Genomic DNA, 19,676 nt, shown 5'->3' with positions numbered 1-19,676 from the left:
ACACCCTCAGCACAAAGGCTAAGCGTGTCTTCCCGTTACGATAACTCCTATTATGTACCCTGCTTCAGCAAATCCACCTGAATACGCTTTGCATTAGGGGTGTCCCCTACGGTAACCGGAGTTCCGTTCACAAGCAGTTCTACAGCGTTGGATCTGCCGAAAATAAGGAAGGCGGAATTCGGCAGCTCCCAGGTTTTCTCGCTTCCGTTATGGTAGGTTCCCTGATCGATTACGGAGCGCTTCTCACCCTGGATCGAATCGACCTCAACCCAGCACATTTCCCCGGTCACCTTCATGACAATCTGCAGTTTGTCCGTGTTGGTCACGGTGTAATAGTCAGTACCCCGCTCACTCCGATCCAGCTTCACTTCAATCTTCGGAGGCTCCGGCGGCTTCGCGGCCACCTGCTCGGGGGGCTTAACGGCAAGCGTACCGGTGCCCCCGTCCGGATTCACCGCGGGAGACGGGTTAGGCGGCGTGCTCGGAATGACGTTATCGGTCACCCTGCGTGGCTCGTTGCTGACGTCGCTCGCCGGACCTTGGTAGTTGTTCTGAAGGTAATAATAGATTATCCCTAGAATCAGAACGACAAAAGAAATCATCATCACATTGGAAGCCCATTTGCCGATCCGCTCCGTATTGCGCGAGGTTCGCTTGCTGCGGATCGGCTCCACATGCTCTGGCTCCGGCGAAGGGATGACGCTTTGGTAAAGATTCAGCACTTCGTTCGGATCGAGGCCTACCGCTTCCGCGTACGTTTTAATAAAGGCACGTACATAAAAATTCCCGGGAAGCATCTTGTAGTTTCCTTCTTCAATCGCTTCCAAGTAGGCCTTGCGAATTTTGGTCGTTTCTTGAAGATCCTCGAGTGATATTTTTTTCTCCAATCGCGCTTTCCGCAGCAATGAACCGAGATCGGACATTTTGTCACCCCTTCAGCTGATGGTTGTCAGTAATGTTTCAATAGTCGTCGAAGCCGCTGGTGAACGATTCGTAATTAATTTCCTCATCCGGTGAATTCCGCAGCTCTACAATATAGTCGAAACGATCATATGTATATTCCGATTCCCTGATAAAAATATCAGGATGCTCAATAACCTTTGTGGAAGGCATATTCATGATTTCCTGGAGAAGCGTGTGATGCTTCTCGTTAGAACGAATGGTGGAAACGATGCCGTCAATGATGAACACGTTGTTCGGATTCATTTCATCCTCGGATAATTGGCTGCGAACCGTCTGTCTCAGCAGGGTGGAAGATACAAAGGTCCAGCGCTTGTTCGAGCAAACGCTTCCTGCGATAATCGATTCGGTCTTACCTACACGAGGCATGCCTCGAAGTCCTACAACCTGGTTGCCTTCACGCTTGAAGATTTCCCCGAGAAAATCGACAAGAAGACCTAATTCATCCCGAGTGAAGCGGAACGTTTTGCGGTCGTCCGAATCCCGTTCGATGTAACGGCCGTGACGAACGGCAAGAATATCCACCAATTTTGGCGGTCTTAAAGCAGTAATAGTTATATTATCCACTTTTTTCAACATTTTACCCATTAATTCGATTTTTTCTTCATCATGGGTTTGCAGCAGCAATCCGCGCGTACGGTCCTCTACCCCGTTAATTGTGACTATATTAATATCCAGCATCCCCATAAGCGAAGCGATATCCCCAAGAAGACCCGGACGATTCTTATGTATTCGGTACTCCATATACCACTGCTTAACTTCATTATGTTCGTTGGCCATGTCGAAAGCTCCGTTCTTCATTTTTGTCATTTGTTACAAAAATATTCTACAAAATTCGCAAAAACCCTTCTTAAAGTTCATAATATTTTTAAGAACTCTTGATTACCTTCATTTCGTTAGTTTGATATACCCTCGAACCGGGCTTTAACGTGTGGGAAACCAGCTGTTCCTGAATATCCTTAAAAATAGCATCCCACTGCAGGTCCACTACGGTTGAGGCCAAATTCATTACAGGTACCTGCAATGTTCTTAATCGCTGCATGGATGCTGAATCGATTGGAGCGTAAGTCACAATCCAAGCGGGGCCGTGAGATTTCACTTGAAACTGCAGCTGCTGAAACCAGCCGTTTACGTCGGCAAGCGTGATGCGCTCCGCCTCTTCGGAAGGCGCCCAATCCGCCGGAATCGGATACGCGGCAGTGGTCACCCATTCGATCATACGCCCAGTTACAAGCTGCTGTCTAACCCACTCGTCCCATTCCGATTGGATGAGCCCTTCCGGAACATGACGCAAAGAGATATGCTTCTCCGTTATAGCCGGTACGGCTGCTCCCATGGCGTCATCAAGAAAAATCCAGCGTTTCTCCGGCATGGAGGAGGCTAACGGCAGCAGGTTGCGAACCGGTTCGGTTCCAACGACAATGATATAATCATATGCACCTGCACGGACTTTTGCTGTTTGCTCCTCCTGCAGCGCAGCCGCGCCAGGAAGCCATTCGTAGGCGATATGGTGCTGATCTCTCCAGCTGTTCAACGTTTGTCCGATTTGGGCGTAGAGCGCGTCCGGTAGATGAGGTCTGGTAATCATCAATATCGAGGATTTGGATTCCAGAAGCGCAGAGTCAATAACAGGAATGTTTCTACCGCAGGCGGCTAATGACATCAAGCTCAAAAAACACAAGCATAATAAAGTCCACTTCATTCTGTACATCTTCGTTCAAACTCTCCTGTTTCCCATGATTGTTTCCCTAGTATAGCATGAAATGCAAGGAAAAGCCTCCCACAAGAGGAGGCTTGCATTATTGCCGTATACCGTTAGTTATTATTTTTCGCCAGCTTGACCATAATTTTCGCAAGCGTTTTTCTTTCGGTTTCGTCACTTACGTCCCAAAGCTCTTTCAGTACGCGTTCTTCTTTGTTCTCCGGATCTACTTTATCGGAAAGGAACTCACCGATTTGAAAAGCCAGCTTGGAGATTGTCTCTTCGGACATCCCCGCGTTTTCCGCCTGCTCTACGCGGTTACCCAAAAATTCTTTCCAACGCTCGAACACCTTCAATACAGTTGCCATGATCCGATTCCTCCTTTGTAATGATAAGTGGTCGTTACAAAGGTTAAGGTTCACCATTTGGGCTTCGATTATACCTTAATCAAGTCAGCCAGCCTCCGTTAGGGCTGATGATTTGACCGGTAATATAGCCTGATTCAGGCAGCGCGAGAAAATACACAAGGGAAGCGATTTCATCCGGCTGGGCGAACCGGCCTACGGGAATATCGTTCTCCAGCGCCGCTTTCTCCTGTTCATTGAAACCGGACAGCATTTGCGTATCTACTGCGCCGGGCGCTACTGCATTTACCGTCACTCCCGACGGGGCAAGCTCTTTGGCCAACGCCTTCGTAAAGGCATTTAAGCCCCCCTTAGCGGTTGAATAGGCGACCTCGCAGGACGCTCCGGAAATGCCCCAGATGGAGGATACGTTTATAATTCGCCCGTACTTACGGGCAATCATCGGCTTCATAAAGTGCTGACTCATCAGGAAGGTACCTTTGAGATTAATATCCATTACTTCATCCCATTGCTCTTCCGTTACATCGGACAGAAGCCCGTAATGAGAAATACCGGCATTGTTTACTAAAATATCGGGTATCAGTCCGTGATGCTCCAGCTTCTCCTGCATGCGCTCAATCTGCTCCTTGGAACGGAGATCCGCTGTAACGGTAAGTACCCTCGAGCCGTGACTCATACAGCTCCGCGCTGTTTCGTTCGCAGCCTCATGGGACTGCAGGTAATGAATCACCACATTCATGCCAATGGAGGAAAAGCGCCGCGCAATGGCGGCGCCGATTCCACGGCTGGCTCCTGTAATGAGTACCGTTTGTTCTGTAAAAGGCCTTGGATCTATACTCATGCGTTATCACTCTTTACGATCGATACAGCAAGCTGATTCCAGTCGAAATGCCGCTGCAGCTGTTCGTTTACATCTGCCAGAGTCAATTCTTCATACACCGATGCAATGTCGAACAAATCGATATCCTTAAATCGATATTTGGTAAATTCATTAGCAATCGCTTCAGGCGAGTTAAGCTGTCGAAGGAAGCCCCCCACCTTTTTTCTTCTGCTCCGTTCAAAATCCTCTTCGCGAATGCCGCTTCCTTTGACCGCGTCGATTTCCGCTTTGACACGCTCGATCAATTGATCCGGATCCTTCGTATCTCCACCTATGACAGAGAACGCGTAGTTTTCGCCAATGTTGTATTCCGAACCGAAATTATCCGAAATCAGCTGCTCATCATACAACTTCTGATAAATGGCGGAGCTTGGGCTTAAGAGAATATCAAACAGCAGCTTCATCGTAAGCTCCCGCTTCAGAAGCTCCCGTCCCTTTAAGGATTGCTCGGGCTCTTTACAGCCGAACAAGCATTTGGGGAGAGATACTGGCAGTACCGTCACCCTTCTCGGCTCCTTTACGGAGGCTGGCTCCTGCTCGAAGAACCGTTTGATCTCCCCCTGCGGTTGGTAATCCTTCTTCGCCTGATTGTCCCGAATGAGCTCCAGAATTCGCTCAGGGTCCACTCCGCCCACCACAAAGACACTCATGTTGCTAGGGTGGTAGAAGGTATGGTAGCAGTCGTACAGCATTTCCTTGGTAATTTGACCGATGGAATCAATCGTTCCGGCAATGTCAATATGGACCGGATGGGTATGATACATCGTCTCAATTAAACCGAAGTAGGATCGCCAGTCCGCATTATCGCGGTACATTTGAATTTCCTGTCCGATAATCCCCTTTTCCTTATCTACATTCTCGTCGGTAAAATAAGGATTCTGCACAAAGTTGAGCAGCGTGGTTAAGTTTTCTTCCACCATTCCACTGGCTGAATATAAGTACACGGTACGATCAAAGCTTGTAAAAGCATTCGCCGACGCTCCTTGAGCCGCGAATTTGGAGAAGATGTCTCCCTCCGGCTCCTCGAACATTTTGTGCTCAAGGAAGTGGGCAATTCCATCCGGAACCCGCTTCTCCTCGGATCCGACGACTTGAAAATGATTATCGATGGATCCGTATTTCGTCGAGAAGGTGGCGTATGTTTTCTGAAAGCCTTCCTTCGGAAGCACAAAAACTTGCAGGCCGTTCGGAAGCTGCTCGTGGTATAGCTTTTCTTTAACATGGGGGTATGGAATTACCTGCACCATTTTATTCTCCTCCCTTTCTATCGCGAAGGAAATAGATCGTATCCAGCTTTACTTTTTGCGCTTGCGCTTGAATATCCGCTTTCGATACCGCCTCAATCTGCTCAATCAGTGAAGGCACCGTACGATCCGCCCCTGAGAGAACGTTGTTAAAGTCGAAGGAGATCAATTCAAACGCCGAATCCTGCAGCTCACGAAGATGACCTGTAATCATCGCCTTCGTCTGTCCCAGCTCCACATCGCTGATTTGGCCATCCTGCATCGCCTGAAGCTGTTCCTTGATGATAGTAACCGCCTTCTCATAATTGCCGATTTCAATCCCCGACTGAATCGTCATAATTCCCTTATGCCCGTCTAATCGCGACGATGCGTAATAGGCCAGACTCGCCTTCTCCCGGACGTTCGTGAACAGCTTGGAATGCGGGTATCCTCCCAAAATTCCATTGTACATTAATGCCGTAGCATAACCGGGATCTCCATAGGTAGTGTATACGCGCAGCCCCATGTTCAGCTTCCCTTGATTCACATCGATACGCTCAATTACCTCACGTACCTCATGTACGCTCCGATGCTCGATCCGGCCGGAATATCCGGCTGCCTGACCGCGTTCCAAACCGAAGTGCTTTTCAATAAGCGGTACCACTTGCTCCAGCGTCGTATTCCCTACTACATAAACATCGATTGGTGCCGCTTCAAGCCAATTGCGGTAGTAGGCGTACAGCGACGAAGGCTCGATAGCCCCGAGCTGTTCAATCTTCCCAAGCGGATGAAGCCGGTATGGCTCCTCCTTACACATTTCTTCAATACAGCGCTCGGCGGCGTATTTGATTTTATCGTTGATAATCGATTCCAGCCGTTTTTGCAGCGTCGTTTTCTCAGAATCCACATACTTCTTGACGAAGGCACCGTTCTCCAGGGCAGGGCGAGTCATTGTCTCTCCCAGAAACTTCATCGCTTCCGAAAGTAACGACTCTTTGCTGGAAACAAATTCGTCTTGAATCACGTCCATCCGGAATTGAACCATTTGCTGGTCTCCGCGTTTATAGATATCGAACCCGAACCCGGCTCCATACAAATCATCCAGTCGTTCCCGGTACTGCTTCGTATCAGGGTACGTCTCATTCCCTCTGCGCAGAACAAAAGGGGTTAAAGCGGTTTGGGTGACACTTTTCTCCTGAAGGGGACACCCTACATAGACGGAAATGGCAAATGTCTTAAACTGCTCTGTCGGAAGCACATGAACCCGAATATTTCGGACCGCGCTTCGCTCGAATTGAATGGTTTTCAAAGCAACCGCTCCTTTCATTCTACCCCGCCTCTCTTGCATATCCATTATATTCCTTCATAAATAGAAGAAGCAACCGCTTGGGGTTACTTCTTCTCGAGACATTTCCAATCATTACATACAGAAAATATGCTTGCCGATCTGCTTCACCTGCGGTCTTGACCATATCCATTTGGATGTGGCCGTCACCGGGTTAAAGTAATATATACAGCCTCCAGTCGGATCCATGCCGCTTAGGGCATCCTGTACTGCTTTACGCGAGGTTTCATTCGGTGTAAGCCAAATTTGACCGTCGGCTACCGCAGTGAACGCTCCCGGCTGGAAGATAACCCCTGACACTGTATTAGGAAAGCTTGCTGACTCCACACGGTTCAAAATAACGGCTGCCACGGCGATTTGACCGATATATGGCTCGCCTCGGGCTTCCCCGTGTACCGCATTAGCCATCAGATCCAAATCCTGCTGTGATAAACCAAGACGCGTCGCGCCGGTCATCCCCGCTGTATGTGCGGTGCCGCCCGTACCGGCTCCGGCTCCAGCACCACCGCCAGCGGCAGCTCCGCCCCCGCCAGGTAGCTCAGCTGCAGTGGGCTTGTAGTTCTTGGTTGCCTCCCACAGCTTCAGCTTCGTTTTGGCTCCTGCAACGCCATCCACCGTCAACCCGAACTCGGATTGGAACCATTTCAGCGATTTTAACGTGTTGTAGCCGAAATCGCCGTCCACATTGCCATAATAGAACCCGAGATATTTCAAGCGTCCCTGCAGCTCATAAACATCTGACCCTGTAGCACCGTAACGGATTTCATTCGCGCTGAACGTTTGTGTTACGTTGTTCATGCGATGCGTCATGTGATACCCTGCAAAAAGAACAAAAACCAAACAAACCGTAATGAAAACTAGCCGCTTGTTCATCTGCTTACTCACCTTTCCCACAATCGTAATGGACAACCTTTTTAAGGTTATTATGAGAAAGGCGGTAAGCTTCTATTCAAGCTGGAAACAGCAAGCAGCTTAAGAGCTCATACGGTTCATATGGTATTGTTCTAACGTGACTAAAACCTCTCTCGGCTTGCTGCCCTCGTAAGGACCGACAATGCCTTTGGCTTCCATCGTATCGATTAGGCGAGCCGCACGGGTATAACCTACTCTCATGCGCCGCTGAAGCAGCGAGACGGACGCCTGCTTCGCTTCCAAGATGATCTGTACCGCTTGATCATAAAGTTCATCCTCGACCTCGTTCTGGACATCCTGCTGCTCCTCTACGTGAGGGACCATATCCTCAACATAGTTAGCCTGACCTTGGGTGCGAACGAAGTTCACGACAGCTTCCACCTCTTGATCGGATAGGAAAGCGCCTTGTACCCGGACAGGCTTGGAAGCTCCCATTGGAAGGTACAGCATATCCCCGCGCCCAAGCAGCTTCTCCGCCCCTACCATATCCAATATCGTTCTGGAATCCACCTGGGAGGATACTCCGAACGCAATACGGGACGGTATGTTCGCTTTAATGACCCCCGTAATTACATCGACGGACGGCCGCTGTGTTGCAATAATAAGATGGATACCGGCGGCACGCGCCATTTGGGCCAGACGTGTGATGGAATCCTCCACGTCATTCGCGGCAACCATCATTAAATCCGCAAGCTCGTCCACAATGACTACTATGTAAGGAAGGGGTGCGCCGGTCTGCGTCTCCAGCAGCATATTGTTGTAGCCTTCAATATTCCTCGTGCCACTCTTGGAAAACAGCTCATATCGCTTTTCCATCTCGACAACGACCTTCTTAAGCGCCAGCGAAGCCCGGCGCGGATCCGTAACCACCGGTGCAAGAAGATGCGGAATGCCGTTGTACACATTAAGCTCCACCATTTTAGGGTCAATCATCAGAAACTTAACTTCATCCGGCTTTGCCTTATAAAGAACGCTCGTAATAATCCCGTTAATACATACAGATTTACCGGACCCCGTTGCACCCGCTACAAGCAAGTGAGGCATACGGGCCAGATTGCCTACGATCGGCTGGCCCGAGATATCGCGGCCAAGCGTAATCGACAGTTTTGACCCGGCATCCTGGAAGGCGGCCGTTTCCATGACCTCCCGCATGGTCACGATCGATACCTCCGTGTTCGGCACTTCAATACCGATCGCGGATTTACCGGGGATCGGCGCTTCCATACGAATATCCTTGGCAGCAAGGGCAAGCGCAATGTCATCCGTCAAACTGACGATTCGGCTTACCTTCACACCGACATCAGGCTGAATCTCATATCGTGTCACCGAAGGCCCCCTGACAACCTCGAGCACTTTGGTCCGAACGCCGAAGCTCTCGAGCGTAGTCTCAAGCTTTCGCGCCACAGCCTTGTAATCTAAGGAATCGGCGCCTTTGCCCATATTGGGCTTCGCGAGCAGCTGCAAGGACGGTAGTACGTAAGGGACGGCTAAGGGCTTGTTCTTGACCTCGAAGTCCTCGGCAGCCTCATCCCCTAAAGGCTCCTCCTTGGCGTGGGATACGGGAGGTGTTGGCTGAACCGGAACAGCGGTAGAAGCAGATGAGGTAACGGCCTCACTCTTCACGTGCTCCTGGAAATCACGAATGACGGGGATCGCAGGATCCTGCCCCGGCTCGTCCTCTTCCAATCGGTCCAGCGGCAAATCGTCCGCCCGGTAAACCGAAACTTCCTCATCAGCCTCCTCGACAACAGCGGGAGCTCCCTTCTTCTCTGCCTTCGCCCGTTTCTCGGCAGGCTTCGGCTGAAGAAGATCGAAGAACAGCGGGCGCTTCTTCGCAATCTTCTTCTCCTTGCGTTCAGGACGAAAATTCTCCTCATCGAATTCCTCGTCATCGACCGGAACAAAGGTCGTTGCAGGCTGCTTCTTCTTGGCCTTTGCCAAGGCCGTTTGTTTGGCCTGCTCCCGTTTCGCCAGCATTTGTCTTATGTATTGTCCAAGCAGCGTATCCGCAAACGACTTACGTCCTCTTAAACGCTGCAGCACATCGGTAAGCGACCAGCCCGTCATTAATGTAAATCCGGCTATAAACAGCATATATTGAATGAGCTTCGCCCCAAGCTGGCTGAAGAGAAAATACAATACGCTGTATAGCGCAGCACCGACTATCCCTCCGCCTACCTCATAAGTAAGAATGGCTTGTCCTTTCCCAGACGGACTCAGTCCGTTCACCATGCTGTTCCACGTTTGCGACATGATTTGACCTGCTGTAAATTGTCCCTTCGGGTACAGCTGGGCAAACAGGCTGATATGACTCATCAGCAGCAAAGCGAGCACAATGAGCAGCAGCCCTGCCTTGCGGCTCGTCCGCCATATCGGCCATTCCCGTTTCATCATAACGAAGAGACCGACATAAATAAAAAGCAGCGGCACGATAAAATCCCAAGTTCCAATCATAAAACGGAACAAATACGTTAACGAGCGGGCTACTGAGCCCTCCCGGGATAAGGCAATAATCGAAAGCGTTAAGATCACGATGCCGTATAATTCAAACTTCAGATTCGCCTTCAAACCTTTGCTTTGCTTCTTCCTTCTAGACAAGAAAAGCTCACCCCCAAGTTGGTATTATACCATAGTTTGGGTGTGAGCAGAATGAGCGTGCTATGTTTTTCAAATACCAACCGGCTGAAATTCAATAATGCGTCCAGGAGTATATTGCGGATTAAGGAAGTCCTGCGGATTGCAGCTGAGCAGTCTCACAATAGAGGCTTGATGGCCGTTTAAAGGCTTCACCTGCATCATGATCCCGTTAAGGTTAAGCTCCACATAAGTTTCCTTCTCCATCTCTTCCATACCCTGCAGGACAGACTCGATAGGCAATATGGTATATAGCGTCATTGGAGAGGGCCCTCCGTTTTCGTTTTGCGCCGCTCCTCGATCAGGCGGTTCAGCTCGCGAATGGCATCCCCAATTCCGCCTACACGGTCGATTAAGCCGTATTTTACGGCATCGGCACCAATGACCGTAGTCCCGATATCTCGGGTCAGCTCACCGGTCTTAAACATAAGCTCCTTTATTTTTTCCTCCGTCACTTTTGAATGACTAGTGATAAAGCGAATGACGCGTTCCTGCATTTTGTCCAAATATTCAAACGTTTGCGGTACCCCGATGACTAACCCGTTCAAGCGGATCGGATGAATCGTCATAGTTGCTGTTTCCGCGATAATGGAGTGATGGGAAGAAACCGCGATAGGCACACCGATGCTGTGACCTCCGCCAAGCACAAGCGTAACGGAAGGCTTCGACAAGGTCGAAATCATCTCAGCGATCGCGAGGCCTGCTTCTACATCGCCGCCAACTGTGTTAAGAATAATGAGAACTCCTTCAATTTTCGCATTTTGCTCGGCGGCAACCAGCTGCGGGATGAGGTGTTCATACTTCGTCGTTTTATTTTGCGGCGGCAGCACGATGTGTCCTTCTACCTGCCCAATAATGTTCAAACAAAAAATATTGGATTCCCCGGTTGTCGCCGGGCTCGTTACCCCAAGCTGTTGAATGCTTTCCACAGTTGCGTTCTTCTTGTCCTCCTCGGACATTGGCTGCTCCTGCTTGTTGCTGTCCACGTTCGAAAAATTAGGCATGGTTTGCGTCCCCCCGTTGGCTAAATGTACTCTTCTAGTATGATTCAGCCAGATGCAGGATATGCGCGGCATTGAAAAAGCTTCCTGCGTGTGCCTTCTCAGGCTGCAGGAAGCTTGAATTTTCGTTTTTATTTGCTAATGGGTTAAGTGACTAATGCGAGATATTAGACTTCCATGATGATCGGTAGAATCATCGGTCTTCTTCTGGTTTGTTCATAGAGGAATCGTCCCAGTGCATCCTTCACATGTGTTTTGAGAGATGCCCACTCGTTCACGTTCTCATTCATTAATCGGTGCAACGTATTCGTTACAATCCGGTTCGCTTCATCCAGCAATCCCTCGGATTCCCGTACATAAACGAAGCCTCGGGAGATAATGTCCGGTCCGGACAAAATCGTTCCGTCCTGCTTACTAAGTGTCACAACGACTACCAGGATGCCGTCCTGCGACAATAGTTTGCGGTCACGAAGCACGATGTTGCCAACGTCCCCCACGCCCAGTCCGTCAATGAGAATGTTGCCTGCCGTTACCTTGGAGCCCTTGCGCGCTACGCCGTCTTGAATCTCCACGGTTTCGCCGTTATCGACGATAAAGATGTCTTCCTTCGGAATGCCGACAGATTCCGCAAGCAATCCATGCTGTCGAAGCATCCGGTATTCACCGTGAATCGGAATAAAGTAACGAGGACGCATCAGATTCAACATCAGCTTAAGCTCTTCCTGGCTTCCGTGTCCCGAAACGTGTACTCCTGTAATGGAGCCAGGGCCGTAGATGACGTGTGCGCCAATCCGCATGAGTTCATCCACTGTTCTGCCTACATAACGCTCGTTACCTGGAATCGGTGTAGCCGCGATGATAACGGTATCCCCCGGCAATATATCCACTTTACGATGAGTGGACCGCGCCATCCTCGTCAAGGCCGACATCGGCTCGCCTTGGCTGCCTGTCGACAAAATGACCACGCGATCGGCTGCCATTTTGTTGATTTCTTCCGGTTCGATCAGCATCCCGTCCGGTATCCGCAAGTAGCCCAGTTCATGCGCGATGCTTACGACATTCACCATGCTGCGCCCAATAACCGTAAGCTTCCGTCTGGTAGCTTCGGCCGCGTCAATAACCTGTTGAATCCGGTGAATGTTCGAAGCAAACGTAGCGATAATGACGCGCTGCTTCGCCTTACGGAATACTTCCTCGATCTCAACGCCTACGCTTTTCTCTGATCCTGTATAGCCTGGACGCTCCGAGTTCGTACTATCCGAGAGAAGGGCCAGTACACCCTTGCGACCGATCTCCGCCATCTTATGCAGATCGGCATATTGTTCGTTTACGGGAGTCTGATCGAACTTAAAGTCTCCTGTATGAACTACATTGCCTTCTGGTGTCTCCACACAAACTCCGACCGAATCCGGAATACTGTGGTTCGTCTTGAAGAAGGTCGCCGTCAGGGTATTGCCCAGCTTCAGCTCACTGTCGGCTGTAATGACAATCCGCTTCGTATCACCAAGCAGGTTCGCTTCCTTCAGCTTCGTTTCAATAAGACCCATCGTCAAACGCGTGGCATAAACCGGAACATTCAAGTGCTTGAGCACATAAGGAAGTCCGCCGATATGGTCCTCGTGTCCATGAGTGATGACAATACCTCTTACTTTATCGCGATTCTCCGTCAAGTAGGAGATGTCCGGAATCACAATATCGATCCCCAGCATGTCCTCTTCCGGAAATTTTAAACCGCAGTCAATGACTACGATGTCGTTTGCATATTGAACTACATACATATTCTTACCGATTTCACCCACGCCGCCCAGGGCAAAAATCGTAACTTTATCTATATTCTTCTTTGACAATGAAATAAACCTCCTCTATGTAATTGACGACGATTCAAGTATGAGCTGCAAACCAAAATCTACCGCACCAGTCACTTGCCATCATTATACATGATTAAAATAGGGAATTACAAGTAAACCATCATTACAACTATATTACTGCCTATTGTATCCGAAAAAAGTAAAACCGATGCCGTCCCCGGCACCGGTTTCCCCTGACATCTATCACTGGAACAGAGATGCTATATAGCGTCCTTCCTCTTCAGTGGCTTGGATGAGCGGCAATCGGACGCCTCCTACAGGCAACCCTTTATAATTCAATGCAGCCTTCACCGGAGCCGGACTTGGGAAGGTGAACAGACCTTTAAACACAGGAAGCAGCTGACCGTGAAGACGTGCAGCCTCTGCAAAATTTCCCTGCAGGAAGGCGTTGATCATTTGCTTCATTTCATTCCCTACCACATGACTGGCTACGCTGACAATTCCATGCGCCCCGACTGACATGGCAGGCAAGGCGGCACTGTCATCTCCACTGTAAACAAGAAAACCTGGAGCTGCGTCTCGAACGATTTCCGTCAACTGATCCGTTCCTGCGCAATCCTTGGTTGCCACAATGTTCGGGATATGGGAGAGCCTCACTGTTGTAGCAGCATCGATATTGACGCCTGTACGCCCAGGAACATTGTAGATCATCACAGGAATCCGGACAGACTCTGCAATCGCTTTAAAATGCTGATACAAGCCCTCTTGGGACGGTCTGTTGTAATAAGGTGCTACCAAGAGCAGCGCGTCGACCCCGCGCTTTTCCGCTTCCTTCGATAAATGGATCGAATGCGCCGTATCGTTGCTTCCCGTACCTGCGATAATTTTCGCTCGACCCTTCGAGTGTGTAACGGCGTACTCAAAAAGCTTCAGCTTCTCCTCCTCCGTCAGCGTGGGAGACTCGCCCGTCGTGCCGGAAATGACTAAGCTGTCACTGGCTTGCTTTTCAATAAGATGATCCATGATGCTGCCCACTTGCGACCAATCGATCTGGAGCTGATTGTCAAATGGGGTCACCATAGCGGTAATTAATCTGCCGAAATCCACAGGTGCCTCTCCTCCTACTCTCTTGTTTTGTGAAGCTGAAATTGGGAATGGAGCGCTCGAACCGCATTCTCCATGTCCTTGCCTTGAACCAGGACCCAAATGGTTGCATTCGAGTCGGCCGATTGAAGGATTTGAATATCGTTTTTTGTCAGCGCTTCGACGATATGCGCCATAATGCCGGGTACTCCGTTCATTCCGCCTCCAATGATGGAAACTTTGGCGCAATGCGGTGTCAGCCTCGGCTCGTACCCCAGCTCCCGGAGCGTATGAAGTGCTCTATCCGATTCGTAATCAAACACGGTATATACAACGCCAGACGGATTCACATTGATGAAATCAACGCTGATTTTCGCATCCGCCATTGCTTTAAATACCTTCAGCTGAAGATCAAGACTTCCGTCCGCCGCAGCTACTTGAATTTGTGTGATATTGGAGAAGTTCGCAATCCCCGTTATTAACCGATCCTGAACGTGATCCGTTTCCTGAATGGCATTCGAATGCGTCACTAGCGTTCCCGTATCCTTCGTGAAGGTCGAGCGAACACGTACGGGGAGGTTGGCATGCATGGCCACCTCGACCGCTCTGGGATGAATGACCTTGGCTCCCAGATGGGCCATATTGCATATTTCCGTATACGAGACGACCGATAGAGGCTGCGCTTCTTTTACTATGCGTGGATCCGCAGTCAATATACCGTTCACGTCGGTGAAGATGTCGACCAGCTCCGCCTTGAGTGCCACGCCTAACGCGGTTGCTGACGTATCGCTACCGCCTCGTCCGAGCGTGGTGAAGTCTTGCGACCTGGTCGCTCCCTGGAACCCGGTCACGATGACAACCTGACCTTGCTCTAGAAGCTCCAGCACCCGTTTAGGCTGGACGGATATGATCTGGGCATTGCCGTAATCATTATTCGTCAAGAAGCCCGCTTGAGCACCGGTTAAAGCCGTGGCCCGGATCCCATCGGCATGAAGCAAGCTGCACAGGGTCGCAGCAGAAATAATTTCCCCGCAGCAGAGCAGCAGGTCCTTCTCTCTCGCAGGCAGCCTGTCTCCATTGTTCCGGATCCAATCGAGCAAGGTATCCGTAGCGTAAGGCTCACCCTTCCGCCCCATGGCCGATACGACGACGACTAGCTTGTACTGTTGCTGTAACGCATCTTTAATGTGTTGTATGACATGTGCTCTGGCTTCGGCTGTGGAAAGGGAGGTGCCCCCAAATTTCTGCACCAGAATCTTCATGAAGATTTCCCCTTTCAGTCAGAAATTGCCGTCAAACTCTTAAGCAAAAGCTTGGCTTCCTCTTGTGAAGGAAGCCAGTTTCGATCATTACTTTTGCTCAATAGCAATATATTCAGCAATTTGAACTGCATTCCAGGCTGCGCCTTTTAACAGGTTGTCGGACACGATCCACATATTAAGCGCACGCGGATTGCTTAGGTCGCGGCGCACACGGCCTACGAACGTCTCCAGCTTACCTGCTGCGTCCGTAGCAAGCGGGTACAGCTGCTCTTCCGGATTGTCTTGCAGCACGATACCCGGAGCATCGGCAAGCAGCTGTTTCACTTCGTCAATGTCGAAATCGGATTTCAGCTCCACATATACCGACTCGGAGTGACCGTAAACGACAGGAACCCGAACGCAGGTTGCCGTCACTTCAAGGGATTCATCGCCCATGATTTTCTTCGTTTCGTTAATCATCTTCATTTCTTCGTACGTAAATCCGTTATCGACAAATTTGTCGATTTGCGGAATCGCGTTGAAAGCAATTTGGTGCTTCTTCGGCAAGGAGCCAACCGGCAAAATTTGCGGTTCCACCGCGTTGCCGGCCAGAACCTCCTTGGATTGACGAAGCATCTCGGCAATGGCGCTCGCACCGGCACCGGAAACGGCCTGATAAGTGGACACGATGATGCGGGAGATGCCGTAACGGTCGTACAGCGGCTTCAGCGCTTGCACCATTTGAATCGTCGAGCAGTTCGGGTTGGCGATGCAGCCCTTGTGCTCGTTAATTTTGTCAAAGTTCACTTCCGGTACGACAAGCGGAGTTTCCGGATCCATACGGAATGCGCTGGTGTTATCGATACATACGGCACCGTGCTTGACAGCTTCAGGCACCAGCGTACGGCTGACGTCGCCGCCGGCGCTGAACAGAGCGATTTCCACGCCCTTGAAGCTATCCGGTGTTGCTTCTTCCAATGTGATCTCTTGGCCTTTAAAGTTCAGCTTCTTGCCAGCGGAACGAGCCGAAGAAAGCAGCTTCAGTTCATTAATGGGGAAATTCCGTTCTTCAAGCAAACGGATGATTTGTTCTCCTACGGCACCTGTTGCGCCAACTACTGCGACGTTAAAAAGCTTTTGACTGGACATTAGTACGTCTCTCCCCTAATAAATTATATATAATGCCGGGTAATCAATAATTAAACCGTTCAATCAACATCGGCTGCAGCTGCTTGCCCATTAACGCCGCCTCGCACGTTTCCATGATCAGATCCATACGGGCCACCAAGGAATTCGGCTTCGCCGTCGGCGCATCCTGACCAAAAGGCACAAAGTAAATGTTCTTCGTGATCAGCAGCTTACCTACGTTCATCGCATTCAAGCCCAAACCGTCATTCGTGGAAATGGCCAGCACCAGAGGACGCTGATTGCGCATCTGTGCTTTGGCGGCCATCAGTACCGGACTTTCCGTCATCGCATTGGCCAGCTTGCTCGTCGTATTGCCCGTGCAGGGCGCAATGACCATTACGTCGAGCAGCTTCGAAGGGCCTAACGGCTCAGCATCTACAATTGAAGAAATAATATCATTTCCTGTGATGTCTTTCAACTGTTTTTGCCAATTTTCCGACGTACCGAATCGGGTATCCGTTGTCATGATCGTATTGGATACAATTGGAATGACTTTTGCCCCGGCATCCACAAAACGCTGGATTTGTGGCATCACCTCGGCAAACGTGCAATGAGACCCTGTCAATGCGTACCCTACTGTTTTTCCCTGCCAATTCATTCCGCATTCCTCCTTGTTCGGGCATCTTCCATGATGATTCTGGACATCGAGTCAGCCATTATGCGGCCCGCCGTCTTCGGAGCGACAATGCCGGGTAAGCCCGGCGCCAGGATCGCTTTGATCCCCCGCTTCTCCGCAAACCGGAAGTCCGTCCCCCCCGGCTTGGAGGCCAGATCGATAATAACGGCCCGATGCGGCATATGGGCGATCACTTGGGCGGTAATGATCATCGAGGGAATGGTGTTGAACAGCAGATCGACGTCACGGACATGACTCATCAGCTTCGAGGTATAGAATGGGTTCAAGCCCATTTCATGTGCTCTCGCATAATATTCGGGGCGGTTCACCCCGACCTGGACTCTTGCTCCGATGCCCTGCAAGGTTCTTGCCATGGTCACGCCGGTACGGCCGAAGCCAAGGACCATGCAGCTAGATCCATGAATTGTGATATCCGTATTCTGTATGGCAATCATCAGCGCGCCTTCCGCTGTAGGGATGGAATTGTAAATCGCCACGTCATCAAGGCTAAAGAGTTCGATCAGCTCAATAGAGTATTTGGTGCACAGCTTGCGTAAGTAAGGCTTCGCCATGCCCGTAAACACCTTGGCATGCTTCGGCAGTGCGGCGATATGTTCGTCGGTCAATTTCAATACGACAGAAGAGAACAACGTCTCCACCTGTCCTTCGTCATCGGTGCCTACGGCAGGGAGGATCACCGCATCCATCCCTTGGAGCACTTCCGGCGACAGCTCCGCTTTGGTGATTCCGCTGAATTGGTTGCTCAGGTTGTCAAAGCCGAAGAGGAACACGGTGGCATCGAGCTCCGAGCATTTGTGTACGACCTCCAATTGACGCGCATCCCCTCCGATAATGGCCACTTGTAATCCGGTCAGCATCCCTTTCACCTCTTTCTAAATCGCTATCGATAACACATCCTATGCGATAGCCCAGAAATGGGTTCCAACCTAGGCGGAACAAGAAAAAAACTCCCTACCTTCCCGATGGGAAAATAAGGAGCTTCCAGCTCACTTGGTGCCGGTATGGCCGAAGCCTCCGGCGCCGCGCACCGTCTCGTCAAGCTCTTCCACCTGAAGCAAACGAATTTGCGGAACGATCTGAAATACCATTTGGGCGATCCGTTCGCCCCGTTCGATTGCAAAGGGCTCCTGCCCGTGATTAATAAGAAGCACCTTCACTTCCCCGCGGTAATCCGCATCGATGGTTCCGGGCGCATTAAGTGTAGTGATGCCGTGCTTATATGCCAGTCCGCTTCGCGGACGAATCTGCGCCTCCAGCTCCTCCGGCATCGCGACGGCGAACCCGGTCGGGATCAAGGCACGCTCTCCGGGGTGCAGGAACACGCGTTCCCCCACCGCTGCGTGCAGATCAAAGCCGCTCGCCAGAGCAGACATCTTCTGCGGCAAGGGAAGATCCTCATTCCCGGGAAGCCGCTTGATTTGAACGTCGAATTCCGTTCGGCTAGACAAGCTGATCCCTCCTTAAGCCATCGATGGCCTGATGGTTCTGCCCTACCATAGCCAATGCAAACGGCTCGGACATCATCTGGGAAATCAGCTCGCGGATATGGTCCATTTCGACCTGCTCGATTCGCTCGATGATCTCATCGAGGCTGTAATGCCGACCGAGCATCAGCTCGTTTTTGCCAAGTCGGTTCATCCGGCTGCTGGTGCTTTCGAGACTAAGGATCAGGCTGCCCTTCATCTGCTCCTTGCCTTTCTTCAGCTCGGCTTCGGTTAAGCCGCTTTGCTTCAGCTCCTCGAGCATCTCCATCGTCACCTTCAGCACCTCATCGGTCTGCTTAGGAGCCGTGCCGGTGTAGATTGTAAACATCCCGCCATCCTGGTAAGACGTATGGTAAGAGTAAACGGAATAAGCGAGGCCCCGCTTCTCCCGAATTTCCTGGAACAGCCGCGAGCTCATGCCGCCTCCGATGGCGTTGTTGAGCAGTACCATGGCGTACAGCCGATCATCCTTCGCGGATAGTCCCGGAAACGATAAGCAAATATGGTTTTGCTCCGTTTTTTTCTGGAAATATTTCAAATCGCTATGGAAAGCAGGGTTAATCGTGCTCTCTTCCGCGCCCGTCTTTTCAAATCCAGCGAAGTGCTTCTCCATCAGCTCGATCACATCATCACTGATGTTGCCTGCGATACTGATGACGGTGTTCGCCACCGTATAATGCTGCTTCATGTAATCGCGAAGCGTATCCGAATTCATGGCCGCCAGATTCGGCTGATTGCCAATGATCGTATAGCCTAACGAATGTTCGCCGAAAGCAGCCTTGGCGATCAAATCGTGCACCATATCGTCCGGCGTATCCTCGTACATTGCAATTTCCTCGAAGATGACGTTCTTCTCCTTCTCCAGCTCCGACGCATCGAATACGGAGCGGAAGAACATGTCGGATAATACCTCCACCGCAAGCGGCAGATGTTCATCCAGCACCTTGCAGTAATAACACGTATATTCCTTGGAAGTAAATGCATTCACGTTGCCGCCGATCCCGTCGAAGATCTCTGCGATGTCCTTGGCGGAGTACCGATCCGTGCCCTTGAAGAGCATATGCTCGATAAAATGCGAAATGCCGTTCAGGCTTTCGCTCTCATAACGCGATCCCGTCTTCACCCAGATGCCGAATGCAACGGAGCGGCACGTAGGAATTTGTTCCGTAACGACTCGCAGTCCGTTAGAAAGTGTATATTTATTCAAACTCTA

General features: G+C 50.6%; 19 protein-coding genes. All 19 read right to left on the bottom strand.

From position 1 onward, the window contains the following. Window positions 1-50: 50 nt before the first annotated feature. The 19 genes from QMO62_RS05435 to QMO62_RS05345 all read right to left on the bottom strand — a co-directional run bounded on the left by QMO62_RS05435 (window position 51) and on the right by QMO62_RS05345 (window position 19,670). Window positions 51-923 (bottom strand): helix-turn-helix domain-containing protein, encoded by an 873-nt coding sequence (locus QMO62_RS05435; RefSeq protein WP_284639160.1) that lies wholly within the window; start codon window positions 921-923, stop codon window positions 51-53. A 37-nt stretch (window positions 924-960) separates the two neighbouring features. Then, on the bottom strand, window positions 961-1,740 hold the full coding sequence (locus QMO62_RS05430) for a DUF3388 domain-containing protein (RefSeq protein WP_284639158.1): 780 nt from the start codon (window positions 1,738-1,740) through the stop codon (window positions 961-963). Between the two features lie 88 nt (window positions 1,741-1,828). Then, on the bottom strand, window positions 1,829-2,626 hold the full coding sequence (locus tag QMO62_RS05425; RefSeq protein WP_284639157.1) for a hypothetical protein: 798 nt from the start codon (window positions 2,624-2,626) through the stop codon (window positions 1,829-1,831). A gap of 149 nt (window positions 2,627-2,775) precedes the next feature. Further along, the gene (locus QMO62_RS05420; protein WP_284639152.1) at window positions 2,776-3,030 is read right to left on the bottom strand and encodes a DUF3243 domain-containing protein; all 255 of its coding nucleotides are present in this window, start codon (window positions 3,028-3,030) and stop codon (window positions 2,776-2,778) included. Window positions 3,031-3,109: 79 nt separating this feature from the next. Then, window positions 3,110-3,868 carry an elongation factor P 5-aminopentanone reductase gene (gene ymfI, locus QMO62_RS05415; RefSeq protein WP_284639150.1) on the bottom strand — a complete coding sequence of 253 codons (759 nt, stop codon included), beginning with the start codon at window positions 3,866-3,868 and terminating at the stop codon, window positions 3,110-3,112. Then, window positions 3,865-5,151 (bottom strand): EF-P 5-aminopentanol modification-associated protein YfmH, encoded by a 1,287-nt coding sequence (gene yfmH / locus QMO62_RS05410; protein ID WP_284644869.1) that lies wholly within the window; start codon window positions 5,149-5,151, stop codon window positions 3,865-3,867. The genes ymfI and yfmH overlap by 4 nt, the downstream gene beginning before the upstream one ends. Window positions 5,152-5,155: 4 nt before the next feature. Then, the gene (gene yfmF / locus QMO62_RS05405; RefSeq protein ID WP_284639148.1) at window positions 5,156-6,457 is read right to left on the bottom strand and encodes an EF-P 5-aminopentanol modification-associated protein YfmF; all 1,302 of its coding nucleotides are present in this window, start codon (window positions 6,455-6,457) and stop codon (window positions 5,156-5,158) included. A gap of 93 nt (window positions 6,458-6,550) precedes the next feature. Further along, a complete protein-coding gene (sleB, locus tag QMO62_RS05400) occupies window positions 6,551-7,348 on the bottom strand; it encodes a spore cortex-lytic enzyme (RefSeq protein ID WP_284639146.1) in 798 nt (265 codons plus the stop codon). 99 nt (window positions 7,349-7,447) lie between these two features. Continuing rightward, window positions 7,448-9,985 (bottom strand): DNA translocase FtsK, encoded by a 2,538-nt coding sequence (locus QMO62_RS05395; RefSeq protein WP_284639144.1) that lies wholly within the window; start codon window positions 9,983-9,985, stop codon window positions 7,448-7,450. A gap of 69 nt (window positions 9,986-10,054) precedes the next feature. Continuing rightward, entirely contained in the window at window positions 10,055-10,282 is a 228-nt protein-coding gene (locus tag QMO62_RS05390; protein ID WP_284639142.1) for a YlzJ-like family protein, read from the bottom strand. Continuing rightward, the gene (locus QMO62_RS05385; RefSeq protein WP_284639140.1) at window positions 10,279-11,025 is read right to left on the bottom strand and encodes a ClpP family protease; all 747 of its coding nucleotides are present in this window, start codon (window positions 11,023-11,025) and stop codon (window positions 10,279-10,281) included. The genes QMO62_RS05390 and QMO62_RS05385 overlap by 4 nt, the downstream gene beginning before the upstream one ends. 164 nt (window positions 11,026-11,189) lie before the next feature. Continuing rightward, a complete protein-coding gene (locus tag QMO62_RS05380; protein ID WP_284639138.1) occupies window positions 11,190-12,869 on the bottom strand; it encodes a ribonuclease J in 1,680 nt (559 codons plus the stop codon). Window positions 12,870-13,073: 204 nt separating this feature from the next. Continuing rightward, the gene (dapA, locus tag QMO62_RS05375; protein ID WP_284639136.1) at window positions 13,074-13,937 is read right to left on the bottom strand and encodes a 4-hydroxy-tetrahydrodipicolinate synthase; all 864 of its coding nucleotides are present in this window, start codon (window positions 13,935-13,937) and stop codon (window positions 13,074-13,076) included. A 14-nt stretch (window positions 13,938-13,951) separates the two neighbouring features. Further along, on the bottom strand, window positions 13,952-15,175 hold the full coding sequence (dapG, locus tag QMO62_RS05370) for an aspartate kinase (RefSeq protein WP_284639134.1): 1,224 nt from the start codon (window positions 15,173-15,175) through the stop codon (window positions 13,952-13,954). Window positions 15,176-15,262: 87 nt separating this feature from the next. After that, window positions 15,263-16,303 carry an aspartate-semialdehyde dehydrogenase gene (locus QMO62_RS05365; RefSeq protein WP_284639132.1) on the bottom strand — a complete coding sequence of 347 codons (1,041 nt, stop codon included), beginning with the start codon at window positions 16,301-16,303 and terminating at the stop codon, window positions 15,263-15,265. Window positions 16,304-16,346: 43 nt separating this feature from the next. Further along, window positions 16,347-16,940 (bottom strand): dipicolinate synthase subunit B, encoded by a 594-nt coding sequence (locus QMO62_RS05360; protein ID WP_284639130.1) that lies wholly within the window; start codon window positions 16,938-16,940, stop codon window positions 16,347-16,349. After that, window positions 16,937-17,836 carry a dipicolinate synthase subunit DpsA gene (gene dpsA, locus QMO62_RS05355; RefSeq protein ID WP_284639128.1) on the bottom strand — a complete coding sequence of 300 codons (900 nt, stop codon included), beginning with the start codon at window positions 17,834-17,836 and terminating at the stop codon, window positions 16,937-16,939. Before dpsA ends, QMO62_RS05360 begins: the two co-directional genes overlap by 4 nt. Before the next feature lie 129 nt (window positions 17,837-17,965). Further along, entirely contained in the window at window positions 17,966-18,427 is a 462-nt protein-coding gene (gene dut, locus QMO62_RS05350; RefSeq protein ID WP_284639126.1) for a dUTP diphosphatase, read from the bottom strand. After that, window positions 18,420-19,670, bottom strand: a complete 1,251-nt coding sequence (locus tag QMO62_RS05345) for a M16 family metallopeptidase (RefSeq protein ID WP_284639125.1) — start codon at window positions 19,668-19,670, stop codon at window positions 18,420-18,422. Before QMO62_RS05345 ends, dut begins: the two co-directional genes overlap by 8 nt. Window positions 19,671-19,676: the final 6 nt, after the last annotated feature.

Source organism: Paenibacillus silviterrae (assembly GCF_030167925.1).
In the GTDB taxonomy this organism is placed as follows: Bacteria; Bacillota; Bacilli; order Paenibacillales; family NBRC-103111; genus Paenibacillus_G; species Paenibacillus_G silviterrae.
Note: the sequence above shows the minus strand (reverse complement) of the source record. Positions and strands in the feature narration are given on the sequence as shown.

Bases quoted from the DNA above. Each gene is read 5' to 3' on its own strand.
- dapG (WP_284639134.1), bottom strand. From the start codon at position 15,175: ATGAAGATTCTGGTGCAGAAATTTGGGGGCACCTCCCTTTCCACAGCC.
- yfmF (WP_284639148.1), bottom strand. From the start codon at position 6,457: ATGAAAGGAGCGGTTGCTTTGAAAACCATTCAATTCGAGCGAAGCGCG.
- QMO62_RS05430 (WP_284639158.1), bottom strand. From the start codon at position 1,740: ATGGCCAACGAACATAATGAAGTTAAGCAGTGGTATATGGAGTACCGA.
- QMO62_RS05385 (WP_284639140.1), bottom strand. From the start codon at position 11,025: ATGCCTAATTTTTCGAACGTGGACAGCAACAAGCAGGAGCAGCCAATG.
- QMO62_RS05360 (WP_284639130.1), bottom strand. From the start codon at position 16,940: ATGAATTGGCAGGGAAAAACAGTAGGGTACGCATTGACAGGGTCTCAT.
- QMO62_RS05435 (WP_284639160.1), bottom strand. From the start codon at position 923: ATGTCCGATCTCGGTTCATTGCTGCGGAAAGCGCGATTGGAGAAAAAA.
- QMO62_RS05365 (WP_284639132.1), bottom strand. From the start codon at position 16,303: ATGTCCAGTCAAAAGCTTTTTAACGTCGCAGTAGTTGGCGCAACAGGT.
- sleB (WP_284639146.1), bottom strand. From the start codon at position 7,348: ATGAACAAGCGGCTAGTTTTCATTACGGTTTGTTTGGTTTTTGTTCTT.
- ymfI (WP_284639150.1), bottom strand. From the start codon at position 3,868: ATGAGTATAGATCCAAGGCCTTTTACAGAACAAACGGTACTCATTACA.
- dpsA (WP_284639128.1), bottom strand. From the start codon at position 17,836: ATGCTGACCGGATTACAAGTGGCCATTATCGGAGGGGATGCGCGTCAA.
- QMO62_RS05420 (WP_284639152.1), bottom strand. From the start codon at position 3,030: ATGGCAACTGTATTGAAGGTGTTCGAGCGTTGGAAAGAATTTTTGGGT.
- QMO62_RS05390 (WP_284639142.1), bottom strand. From the start codon at position 10,282: ATGACGCTATATACCATATTGCCTATCGAGTCTGTCCTGCAGGGTATG.